Below are 11302 nucleotides of genomic sequence, written 5' to 3'. Positions count from 1 at the left end.
GCCGCCCAGCGATCCAACGCGCACATCAAGGCGTTTTGCGACCGCCTGCGCGCCAGAGGCAAAAAGACCAAAGTCGCCTTCGTCGCAGCAATGCGCAAGATGCCCACCCAGCTCAACGCCATGATGCGCGACGGCACAACTTGGAATCCCCCAAACCCATGATCCTTACCAACTCAACCCTTGACGCTCAATACAGTTGCTTTCTTTGCAGCAGCAAAGAAAGTGACTGCCGCCCCGCACAGGGGCAGTGCTAATAGACCGAGAGCAAAACGGGATCCGGCGAAACCAAGCCAAGCGCCCCCAACTACTCCCCATCCAACGCAAGATTCAATTTAAGCACATTCACCCGAGACTCTCCGAGCACTCCAAACTGCCTCCCGCTAGTAGCTTGAGCGACAAGCGCTTCGACGCGAGCCACCGACATCCCCCGCGCCTTCGCGACCCGCGAAACCTGATACGCCGCAGCCGCCGGACTGATTTCCGGATCGAGCCCGCTCCCGGACGAAGTCACCAGATCGACGGGAACGGCCGCCTCATTCCCCGGATCGGCATCGTGCAAGGCGGCAATGCGCGCTTTGATCTCACCGGCGAGCGCCGGATTGGTCGGTCCGAAATTGGAGCCACTAGAACTCCCCGCGTTATAAGGATTCGGCGCAGTAGCCGACAAACGCCCCCAGAAATACCGAGGCGCATCGAACTGCTGCCCGATGATCTGCGAGCCCACGAGACGCCCATCGCGCTCGATCAAACTCCCATTCGCCTGATGCGAAAACGCCGCCTGTCCGATCGCGGTGACGACCGCCGGATACACCACGCCCGTCACGACAGTCAACGCGACGAACAACACCAGCATGGGACGCAACAGATTCTTCATGATGTTCAACTCCAGCCAAGAGCGGTAATGACCATATCGATGAGCTTGATGAACGGAAACGGCAACACGATGCCGCCCAGCCCGTAAATCAGCAGGTTCCGTCGCAACAACGACGCGGCGCCCAAAGCGCGATACTTCACGCCCTTCAACGCGAGCGGAATCAGAAACACGATGATGAGCGCATTGAAGATCACCGCCGACAGAATCGCCGACGATGGCGACGCCAGATGCATCACGTCCAGCAGGCGCAACTGCGGATACGTCGTCGCAAACGCGGCCGGGATGATCGCGAAGTACTTGGCGACGTCGTTGGCGATGGAAAACGTCGTCAGCGAGCCGCGCGTCATCAGCATCTGCTTGCCAATCTCCACGATCTCGATGAGCTTCGTCGGGTTCGAATCGAGATCGACCATGTTGCCCGCTTCCTTCGCGGCCTGCGTGCCCGTGTTCATCGCCACCGCGACGTCGGCCTGCGCGAGCGCGGGCGCATCGTTGGTGCCGTCACCCGTCATCGCGACGAGACGCCCCTCGGACTGATGCGCGCGGATCGTCGCCAGCTTCGCTTCCGGCGTCGCTTCGGCGAGAAAGTCGTCGACGCCCGCTTCCGCCGCGATCGCAGCAGCCGTCAGCCGGTTGTCGCCCGTCACCATCACCGTCTTGATGCCCATCTTGCGCAGCTCCGCGAAGCGCTCCTTGATGCCGCCCTTCACGATGTCCTTCAGCTCGATCACGCCCAGCGCGCGCGTCGTATCGTGCACGCGCTCGGCCACCACGAGCGGCGTGCTGCCGCGCCGCGCGACTTCATCGACGGCATGCTGCACTTCCTGCGGAAAACGTCCGCCGCGTTCTTCGACGTAACGCTTCAACGCATCGGCGGAACCCTTGCGGATCTCCCGATTCGGCAGATCCACGCCGCTCATGCGCGTCTGCGCGCTGAACGCGAGAAAGGTCGCGTGCAACGTCGCCATGTCGCGCTCGCGGATATTGAAGCGCTGCTTCGCCAGCACGACGATGCTGCGGCCTTCCGGCGTTTCATCGGCGAGCGATGCGAGTTGCGCCGCGTCCGCGAGATCGCGCTCGGCCACGCCGGGCGCCGCCACGAACGTCGACGCCTGGCGATTGCCGAGCGTGATCGTGCCGGTCTTGTCGAGCAGCAGCACGTCGACGTCGCCGGCCGCTTCGACCGCGCGGCCCGACGTCGCGATCACGTTCGCCTGCATCATGCGGCTCATGCCCGCGACGCCGATCGCGGACAGCAGCCCGCCGATGGTCGTCGGAATCAGGCACACGAGCAGCGCGACGAGCGCGGTAATCGTGACGACGTGGCCCTGCTTCGCCGCCTCGACGGAGAACATCGAGAACGGCAGCAGCGTCGCGGTCGCGAAGAGCAGCACGAGCGTCAGCGCGACGAGCAAGATCGTCAGCGCAATTTCGTTCGGCGTCTTCTGACGCTTCGCGCCTTCGACCATCGCGATCATGCGGTCGAGAAACGCCTCGCCCGGATTCACCGATACGCGCACGACGATCCAGTCGGAGAGCACGCGCGTGCCGCCCGTCACCGACGAGAAATCGCCGCCCGACTCGCGGATCACCGGCGCGGATTCGCCCGTGATCGCGGATTCGTCGACCGACGCGACGCCTTCGATCACGTCGCCGTCGGCGGGAATCACGTCGCCCGCTTCGACGAGCACGACATCGTCGCGGCGCAATTCCGTGGACGTCGTGATGCGGATCGGCGATTTCGGATGCGGCTCGTTGAGCTTCTTCGCCATGACGTTGTGCTTCGCCTGGCGCAGCGATGCCGCCTGCGCCTTCGAGCGCCCTTCCGCGAGCGCTTCGGCGAAGTTCGCGAAGAGCACCGTGAACCACAGCCACAGCGCGATCGCGAGGATGAAGCCCGCGGGCGCTTCCGCCTGGCCGGCGAGCGCGGCGATCCAGAGCACCGTCGTCAGAATGCTGCCGACGTAGACGCAGAACATCACCGGATTGCGCAACTGCGTGCGCGGCGCGAGCTTCCTGAACGAATCGACGATCGCCGGCTTCACGAGCGCCGGATCGAACATCGAACGTGCCGCTGTGCGCGCCTGCCCGAGATTCTCCGGGCGATGCAGCGGCGTTTGATTCTCTTGATTCATGCTGTCCTCGGAAATCAATGGCTTGCGGTCATCGTGACGTGCTCGACGATGGGCCCGAGCGCGAGCGCCGGCACATACGTGAGCGCGCCGACCAGAAGGAGCGTGCCGAGCAGGAGCACGACGAAGAGCGGTCCGTGGGTCGGCAAGGTGCCCGCTGTCACGGCGAGACGCTTCTTCGCGGCGAGCGAGCCCGCGATGGCGAGGATCGGAATGAGCGAACCGAAGCGGCCGAACCACATCGCGATGGCGAGCATCGAGTTATAGAACGGCGTGTTCACCGAAAGGCCCGCGAACGCGCTGCCGTTGTTGTTGGCGGCGGAGCTGAACGCGTAAAGCACTTCGGAGAAGCCGTGCGCGCCCGGATTCGCGATGCCCGCCGTGCCCGCCGCGCTCAGCACGGCGATCGATGTGCCGAGAAGCACCAGCAGCGGCGTAAGCAGAATGACGATGGAGACCATCTTCATCTCGAACGATTCGATCTTCTTGCCGACATACTCGGGCGTGCGGCCGATCATCAGACCCGCGACGAACACCGCGAGCAACGCGAACGCGAGCATGCCGTAGAGACCGGAACCGACGCCGCCGAAGATCACTTCGCCGAGCTGGATCAGCAGCATCGGCACGAGGCCGCCGAGCGGCGTCAGCGAATCGTGCATGCTGGAGACCGCGCCGCACGATGCGGCGGTCGTCGCGACCGTGAAGATGCCCGATTGCGCGATGCCAAGGCGCGTTTCCTTGCCTTCCATGTTGCCGCCGGCCTGTAGCGTGGACGCTTGCGTATCGACCTTGAGCGACGCGTAAAGCGGATTGCCGGCCTGCTCCGATGCAATCTCTCCCCAGCACGCGACGGCGAACGCGATGGTCATCGCCGCGAGCACGGCATAGCCCTGACGCCTGTCGCCGACCGTGCGCCCGAACACGACGCACAACGCAGCCGGGATGATCAGCATCGCGAGCATCTGCATGAAGTTCGAGAACGGCGTCGGGTTCTCGTACGGATGCGCGGAGTTCGCGTTGAAGAAACCGCCGCCATTCGTGCCGAGCATCTTGATCGCTTCCTGCGAGGCGACCGGCCCCATCGGCAGCGTCTGTTTCTCGGCCTTGAGCGTCTGCGTGACGGGCTTGCCTTGTGCGTCGGTGGATTGCGTCTGATATGTGGTGACCTGCAGCGTCGATACGTCCTGATACGCCTTGAAATTCTGGATCGCGCCCTGGCTCACGAAGACGAGCGCGAACACGACGGCAAGCGGCGCAAGGATGTAGAGCGTCGTGCGCGTGAGGTCGACCCAGAAGTTGCCGATGGTCTGAGCGCTATGCCGCTTGAAGCCGCGAATCAGCGCGATGACGACCGCGATGCCCGTCGCCGCCGAGAGAAAGTTTTGCACGGTCAGGCCGAGCATCTGCGCGAGATAGCCGAGCGTGCTTTCGCCGCCGTAGTCCTGCCAGTTCGTGTTAGTCACGAAGCTGATGGCGGTGTTGAACGCGGCATCGGGCGTCATGCCGGCCATGCCTTGCGGATTGGCGGGCAGCGTGCCCTGCAGGCGCAGCAGCGCATACAGCACGAGCGCGCCGAGCACGTTGAAGAGCATCACGGCGAGCGCGTAATGCTTCCATGACATCTCGGATTCGGGATCAACGCCGGCGATGCGATAGAGCATCGATTCGATCGGGCGTCCGATCTTGCGCACGATAACGGACGATCCGTCGAGCACGTTCGAGATATAGCGGCCGAGCGGAATGGCCAGCGCAATCAGCACGACGATGAAGAGCGCCGTCTGCATGAAGGTGTTGGCGTTCATTCGAGATCCTCCGCACGCAGAAGCGCGTACACGAGATACACGAAGAGCAGCAGCGTGGAAGCCGCCGCGAGCCACAGCATCCAGGCGCTCATGGACGCCCTCCCGTCGCGCGGCGGCCGAGTCGCTCGCAGCCACGCGTGAGCACCACGCAAAGTCCCCAGAACAGGACGATGCCGGCGAGGTAAATCAGGTCCATTTTGGTGTTCTCCCCTTGTGCGGTTCAGGACACCGTGGAGATTAAGAAAATGGACGTAAAGGGCAGGAAAAGATTGGGAGGCGGGGTGTAAAAATGGTGTAAAAAAACGCCCGCCTTGGATAGGCGGGCGCTAATGCTTCGTGCCTTGCGTGAGTGAGCCCGAGTCGATCTGATCAACCGGGCGTCACATCACACGAAAGTTCCGCATAAAGACCACATAGAGCACAGGCAACAATGGAATGGCGAGGATCATCAGCGCGCCATCTGCCGCAACGGTCAAGGGCGTCGCCAGCAGGATGACTTTCTTCGCATTGGAGTAATGGTGCTCCCTGACGGAGACTTCATAAGACTGGTTCAGCAGCATGGGATTGACCTTCGACCGGTCGAAACCTTTCGCGTCATATCGCCGCCCGCTAAGCCTGAACGAGAGAGACCGGCGTTGCGGATCGATTCCAAGATTTCCCAGTTCCTCCTTCTGCTCTTCGCTGAAGCTCGCCGCCTTGTCGAGATTCAAGACGAAGGAACCGCTGACATTGCTGTCTCCGTCTACGTAGAACTGATTGACATCTGCGGTCATTCCGGCGTGAAAGGGTGACTGAAGGACATCCACGAAGTGATCCGGCGCATCGAAAATATAGTGATAATTCTTACCAAGAAACACTAGCGTCTTCTGGTCAGCCGAGATAAGCACACTGCTTATCGTTTCCGCGTACCTGTAGTAATCGGGCGACTTTGCTTCCTCGTTCAATCCGGATGTCAGGCACCCGCTGAGAGCGAAAGGCATCGATACCGTGAGGGCAATAAACTTTCTTCTTTTCATTTGACGTCCTTTGACCGCATCGCCGCCTGTCGTTGGTTCAAACAATCAGCGCGATCAATCGGCGTTCGTCGCGACCAACCTCTTGCAATCCATCCACTGCACACCCGATGCCGTCAACCGGTCATGCAACCAGGGCACCGCAACCTGCGCCTTCGGATGAATATCGTGGAAGAGAATGATCCCGCGTCGCCACAGCAGCATGAGCGTGAGCACGCGCTGTTTGACTTCATCCGCGCTCACCTTCTCGTTCCAGTCTTGCGAATCGATATTCCAGAGCGCCACACGCAGGCCTTGCGATGCGAAGAAGTCGCCGCTGTCCGCTCGGCGTTGACCATAGGGCGGCCCGAAGAGCGGAACGAAACTGTCCGGCAGATTCGCCTGCGCCAGCCCGATGCTCCGCGCCACCGACTCTTCCCACGACGGCCAGGTTGCGTGCGAACGATGCTCCCAGCCATGCGCGCCGACGCACATGCCGCGATAGGCATACGCCATCGACGACACACCCGCCTGCTGCAAGCGCGTTTGCAACCGCGTCCCGAGCGTGAAGAACACGCCATTCAAGCGAGCGTCTCGCAACGTCCGCAGCAACGCGTCGGTTGTGCCGCCGGCGGTGGTCGGGCCATCGTCGAAGGTGAGCAGGAAGGTGCGGTCGGCGAACTCGTTGCCGTCGATCTCGCGCGACGAATACGTGTCGATCTCACTGCTGACCTTCGGAAAGAGCGCGGCCAGTCTCAGCAGTTCGTCGAGATACGTGTTGTGAAACGTCCGAGCCTGCGATGACCACGCGCGATACGGACTATCCGCCGGGACTGCGAAGGCTTTGGCCGCGTTCACGAAGTCAGCCTCGCCATGCACCTTTACGCAAAACGGAGCACTCGGCGTGCAATTCGCCGAAGCGTTCAGATAGTTTCCGGTCAGACGCTTCCAATAACGGCCCCGGATACGATCGACCGATGCCCGATCGAACGATTTCACCTTCAGCCGGCTCTGCAACTCGGCGTCTGACAGTTGTTCGCTATCGGCCAGCGCTTTGCCGAATGCGAGAAGTTCGGCGCGCGAAGCGAGATCGAAGTTCTCCGTACTATCGATGGATATCGGCCACGTCCCGCGATCGCCGATGGCGACCGAAACCGGACCTGCCGCGTGCGACGACATCGCGGCGAATGCCATGAGCATCGCCGCGAGAGCTTTCTTGTACATGTGATGAGCGATGCGGGCCCCGGCGCGATGCCGGGGCCTGGATTGAACGGATTTAGCGATTGCTGACGCGCGTAATGGCGGCGTCGTAGACCGGATTCGACTTTTCGCGTCGCGCTGCGCGGTAGTTGCTCAATGCGTCGGTGAACTGGCCGGCGTCCTCATAGATGCGGCCGATGTTGTAGTACGAACTGGCGCGGACCGTCGCGGCCGTCGCTCCATTCGCCAGCGCGATCGCCTTGCGATTGGCCCAGATGGCTTCGGCAGCACGTCCGGCCTTCTGGAAGGCGAGCCCGAGATTGCTGTACGCCTGGCCGAATTCCGGATTGAAGCTGATCGCCTCGCGGTACAGCCAGATAGCATCGTCGAAGTTGCCTGCGTGATAGGCACGCTCGCCGTCCTTGTTGATCAGGCTCGCGCGGGCCGCGTCGACATAGTCCTGATTGGCCGGCACGATTCTCAACTGCTCGTCGTTGTAGTTGTCGATGGTGCCGAGCACCTCGCTCGCTCTGACCGTCACGCCACGCATGGTGTTGATGTCCTGCATCTCGCCCTCGCCGTTGACGCGGAACACGGTCCACAGATTGCCCGCCTGACGCGGCACGCTGAACGTTCGAACCAGCGACTGGCCGACATACACGAACACCCTTGCCTCGCTGTTCGCAAGCTCCGACGACGCGGGGTTGCTCTCGTTGCTGAAATCGTGCACGGCGAAGACGTAGGTCTGGCCGGAACGCTTGTGATCGAGCGTGATGGTTTCCGGACCGTAGCTATCCGTGTGGTCGACATCCAGATTGGCGTCGTCCCCGGCTTGGTGTTGAAAGTAGACGTGATTCTGCGGATAGGACACGTGCAGATCGAGATCGCGCGGGCGCTGTCCCCATGTAAGCACGACGCGCATGCCATCCAGATTCTTCATCACCGGACTCAGCGCATAGGACAGTCCAGCGCATGGGCACCTGGCGGCCAGATCGGAATAACCAGCCTTCTTGATGATCAGAAGCACCTTGCTGTCATTCGCCATATCGGCTGGAATCTGCGCAGCGCCTTGTGCATCACTCTGGATACGAACCGACTGGGCGCCGTCCCTTTGAAGAATGACAGTCGCGCCGGATATCTTTTAGGAGTAGACGGTTGATTGATGTTGGACATTGCTTTTTCTTCATTACGATGAATGAAGCGATTCATCGCATCGCTACTTCTTCGGATACCGAATCATGAAAGCATAGCAATCGCCGATTCGCTCGATCTAGCAGCCGATGCGCAATTTCTTCAAATTTCCGCAAAAGCCATACGGCACCGTGGACAACAGCGCAGCGTGCTGCAATGCTCGCGACCGGACATACGAAAGGACCGCACACTCGAGGCAAGCATCATGGAACCAACCGAACATCAACTAGACGTGCCTCAAATCAACACCGAGATACAGTCGCCCACGCTCGAACCGGACGTCGCTCTCTTCGTCGGAAAGAACGCGAAGTACTACGCGTACAAATGGTCCTTTCTGAACAAACGCGGGCAGCCAAGATGTACATGGAACGGAGCCGCGTTCGTGATCGGTCCAATTTGGCTCGTCTATCGAAAGATGTACTGGCAAGCTGGAGCGTTGTTCGCGGCTGCTGTCCTGCTTCGGTTCGCCATCGGTTCGCTGGGAGATGGGGCTGGCGGCTTTGTTTCGTACGCGATTTCGTTCGCGCTGGGACTCTCCGGCAATCTTCTCTACCGGGAACATGTGCTAAGGAGCATCGGCAAACTTCGCAGCGAGGGTTCATCCGGCAGCGCGCTGGAATACGAGCTGTGCCGCAAGGGCGGCACGAACGCCGCGGCGGCATGGATGCTCGCGCTTCTGATGATCGTGGTTCTGGGCATTGCCCTCTTCGGCTGATCGCGCGGCAAGGCTCGAGCGGAGTCTTGCTTCACTCGGTCAACGCCACTCTCAAAGGACGCGCATCGCTGCGCCCTTGATCGTCGACCACACGCACCGTATATTCGCCTGCCACGGACGGTTGCCAGAAGAGTGTCTCGCGCGCCGCAGCGCTACCGATGAACGCATCGTCCACGAACCAGTACAAGGTGTGCACGCTGGCGGCCGCCGTTGCGGTGAAGGCGATGCGCCCCGATTCCCCATGATGGAGTCGAAGCGCATACGTGGTAGCGCGCGACGGCGACAGCATTTTCGGCGCATCGTCCAGCATCAGGCCGCTGTCGCGGCATGCCGGATTCGAAGGGACGCTGCGTCGCGGCATCCCTGCGCTAGCAAACACCTTCTGCAAGTCGGAGGGCCAGAACTCGTACACTTCCGTGTGCGTGCGCTTGTCTGCGTACGGCGGGCAGGCAGGTTGTCCAGTTGCATCATCTATCACGATGCGACGATGAACGGTGCTTACACGGATCGGCGATTTGCCCGGGATGAACCAGGTCCATCCCTGCTGCGGGCACCACTCGTTCGGAAGGTCACCGCTCGCAAGACAGACGCGCACGCGTTTGAGATTCGCGGGTGCTCGCCGCTCGGCCTTCGCAATGGGAAACTCCGCCTGCATTGCATCGACGACCTGAAAGAAAAGCGGCGCCGCTGCGTCGACGCCAATGAAAGCGGCATTGCTCGAATTGTCGAAATTGCCGACCCACACGACGAGTACATACGGTCCGAAGATGCCTGCGGTCCAGGCATCGCGAAATGACCAGGAGGTGCCTGTTTTCCAGTACACCGGCACCCCCGACGACGCGGCCCCACTCGTGTCGTCGGGTCGCGGATGTTGCCGAAGAATATCCATGGTCATGAAGCTGGCTTGCTCGCTCAAAAGGCGCTTGCGCATCGCGCGGGGCCGAGTTGTGCGCAGGCGCAGCGGTTCATGGAGTCCGCCATTTGCGAGCGCCGCATAGAGACTTGCCAGATCCTGCATCGTCACTTCCCCCCCTCCCAGCACGAGCGACAGGCCATAGTGCTGAGCGCTCGCCATGCGTCGCACGCCTGCCGACTGCAGGAACTCGTACAGATCAGGATCTTTCAACTGCGCTGCGATCCACACGGCAGGCACGTTGCGGCTGCGATTCAGTGCATCGCTTGCCGTAATCGGCCCGAGGAAACCGCCATCGAAATTCTCCGGCGCATAGGGACCGAACGAAGTCGGCACATCGCGCAATACGGTCTGCGGGTGCAGAACGCCCTGATCGAAACCGAGCGCGTAGATGAACGGCTTGAGCGTCGACCCCGGCGAGCGTAGAGCCGACGTACCGTTCACTTGACCGTGGATCGATCGATCCGCGAAATTCGCCGAGCCGGCCAAGGCCTTCACGCTCATGTCGCGTGTATCGACGAGGATTGCGGCGGCATTGCGCACGCCGTGCGAACCGAAGCGCAGAACGTATCGGCCGATCTGTCGTTCCACCGTGTGTTGCATGTCGAGATCGACGGTCGTGTCGAGTCTCGCTGCGTCGCCGTCGTCGCCAATGCTCCACGCACTGCGCTCGGCGAGCGCCTGATCGACAGCATGCGGCGCTTCGAAAGGCAAGCTCGACAGCGGACGCAGCGAAAGCGGCAGCGTAAACAGCGCCCGCTGCGCGGCGTCCCCAGGATGGCGTGAAAGCCAGCGCTCGTACAACCGATTGCGTGCCGACATCAACGGCGGTGCGATCTGCGTATGCCCCGCGCGCACGCGCCGCGCCGGGTCCTGCGGAATCACCGCCAGCGTCAACGCTTCGGGCAGCGTCAGACGCTCGGCTGTCTTGTCGAAATAAATCAGGCTCGCGGCCGCGGCGCCTTCCACGTTGCGTCCGTAAGGAACGTCGTTCAGATAGGCTTCGAGGATTTGCCGTTTCGAATAGCAAAGCTCGAGTTGCAATGCGCGCGCGACTTGCCGAACCTTGCCCCACGGCGTGCGCGTATTGATCCGCCACAGCGAGCGCGCGAGCTGCATCGTGATGGTCGATCCTCCCTGGGGATGGCCGCCACCTACGTAAGTGACCCACGCGCCGCGCAGAAGTCCGTACGGGCTGAAACCGGGATGCCAGCGAAACCAACGGTCTTCATGCAGCAGGACGGCATCGACCAACTGGGGCGACACGCGCTCCAGCGGCGTCCACAGGCGATAACGGTCGTCCTTCGCGAGCGTGAGCCGCAAAAGCCGGCCGTGATCGTCATACACGGCTGTGGACGTCGGCTTCCAGTCGGCAAGCGCCGGATGCGGCCACAGTCGGATGCCTGCGAGCATGGCGACCGCGAAAAGCACACCCGCGAGCCAGTGATGCCAGCGACGTTTTTCGAACATAGGCGGCTATCCA

At 61.7% G+C, this 11302-nt stretch carries 9 protein-coding genes; 1 reads left to right on the top strand and 8 read right to left on the bottom strand.

The window, feature by feature from the left end:
- Window positions 1–304: 304 nt before the first annotated feature.
- The 7 genes from kdpC to NCS00_RS05280 all read right to left on the bottom strand — a co-directional run bounded on the left by kdpC (window position 305) and on the right by NCS00_RS05280 (window position 7940).
- Window positions 305–874, bottom strand: coding sequence for a potassium-transporting ATPase subunit KdpC (gene kdpC / locus NCS00_RS05310; protein ID WP_250439503.1), 570 nt, complete (start codon window positions 872–874; stop codon window positions 305–307).
- 5 nt (window positions 875–879) lie between these two features.
- A complete protein-coding gene (kdpB, locus tag NCS00_RS05305) occupies window positions 880–3009 on the bottom strand; it encodes a potassium-transporting ATPase subunit KdpB (protein ID WP_284508106.1) in 2130 nt (709 codons plus the stop codon).
- A 14-nt stretch (window positions 3010–3023) separates the two neighbouring features.
- The gene (gene kdpA, locus NCS00_RS05300) at window positions 3024–4808 is read right to left on the bottom strand and encodes a potassium-transporting ATPase subunit KdpA (RefSeq protein WP_008350502.1); all 1785 of its coding nucleotides are present in this window, start codon (window positions 4806–4808) and stop codon (window positions 3024–3026) included.
- On the bottom strand, window positions 4805–4900 hold the full coding sequence (gene kdpF, locus NCS00_RS05295; RefSeq protein ID WP_008350504.1) for a K(+)-transporting ATPase subunit F: 96 nt from the start codon (window positions 4898–4900) through the stop codon (window positions 4805–4807). Before kdpF ends, kdpA begins: the two co-directional genes overlap by 4 nt.
- A gap of 288 nt (window positions 4901–5188) precedes the next feature.
- Window positions 5189–5824, bottom strand: coding sequence for a YidX family protein (locus NCS00_RS05290; RefSeq protein ID WP_250439501.1), 636 nt, complete (start codon window positions 5822–5824; stop codon window positions 5189–5191).
- Between the two features lie 54 nt (window positions 5825–5878).
- Entirely contained in the window at window positions 5879–7024 is a 1146-nt protein-coding gene (locus tag NCS00_RS05285; RefSeq protein ID WP_250439500.1) for a polysaccharide deacetylase family protein, read from the bottom strand.
- A gap of 52 nt (window positions 7025–7076) precedes the next feature.
- Complete coding sequence (locus NCS00_RS05280) at window positions 7077–7940, bottom strand: YfaP family protein (RefSeq protein WP_250439498.1); 864 nt, start codon at window positions 7938–7940, stop codon at window positions 7077–7079.
- Window positions 7941–8195: 255 nt separating this feature from the next.
- Here NCS00_RS05280 and NCS00_RS05275 point away from each other — a divergent pair, with 255 nt between their 5' ends.
- On the top strand, window positions 8196–8906 hold the full coding sequence (locus tag NCS00_RS05275) for a DUF2628 domain-containing protein (RefSeq protein ID WP_250439496.1): 711 nt from the start codon (window positions 8196–8198) through the stop codon (window positions 8904–8906).
- 31 nt (window positions 8907–8937) lie between these two features.
- Here the strand turns inward: NCS00_RS05275 and pbpC are convergent, their stop codons facing one another.
- Complete coding sequence (pbpC, locus tag NCS00_RS05270; RefSeq protein ID WP_250439494.1) at window positions 8938–11289, bottom strand: penicillin-binding protein 1C; 2352 nt, start codon at window positions 11287–11289, stop codon at window positions 8938–8940.
- Window positions 11290–11302 lie beyond the last annotated feature (13 nt).

It is taken from the genome of Caballeronia sp. AZ1_KS37, from assembly GCF_023631165.1.
Lineage (GTDB): Bacteria > Pseudomonadota > Gammaproteobacteria > Burkholderiales > Burkholderiaceae > Caballeronia > Caballeronia zhejiangensis.
This window is presented reverse-complemented; position numbering and strand designations above follow the sequence as displayed.

Coding starts and splice junctions, on each gene's coding strand:
- kdpB (WP_284508106.1), bottom strand. CDS start 3,009: ATGAATCAAGAGAATCAAACGCCGCTGCATCGCCCGGAGAATCTCGGG.
- kdpC (WP_250439503.1), bottom strand. CDS start 874: ATGAAGAATCTGTTGCGTCCCATGCTGGTGTTGTTCGTCGCGTTGACT.
- NCS00_RS05280 (WP_250439498.1), bottom strand. CDS start 7,940: ATGAAGAATCTGGATGGCATGCGCGTCGTGCTTACATGGGGACAGCGC.
- kdpA (WP_008350502.1), bottom strand. CDS start 4,808: ATGAACGCCAACACCTTCATGCAGACGGCGCTCTTCATCGTCGTGCTG.
- kdpF (WP_008350504.1), bottom strand. CDS start 4,900: ATGAGCGCCTGGATGCTGTGGCTCGCGGCGGCTTCCACGCTGCTGCTC.
- NCS00_RS05290 (WP_250439501.1), bottom strand. CDS start 5,824: ATGAAAAGAAGAAAGTTTATTGCCCTCACGGTATCGATGCCTTTCGCT.
- pbpC (WP_250439494.1), bottom strand. CDS start 11,289: ATGTTCGAAAAACGTCGCTGGCATCACTGGCTCGCGGGTGTGCTTTTC.
- NCS00_RS05285 (WP_250439500.1), bottom strand. CDS start 7,024: ATGTACAAGAAAGCTCTCGCGGCGATGCTCATGGCATTCGCCGCGATG.
- NCS00_RS05275 (WP_250439496.1), top strand. CDS start 8,196: ATGAAGCGATTCATCGCATCGCTACTTCTTCGGATACCGAATCATGAA.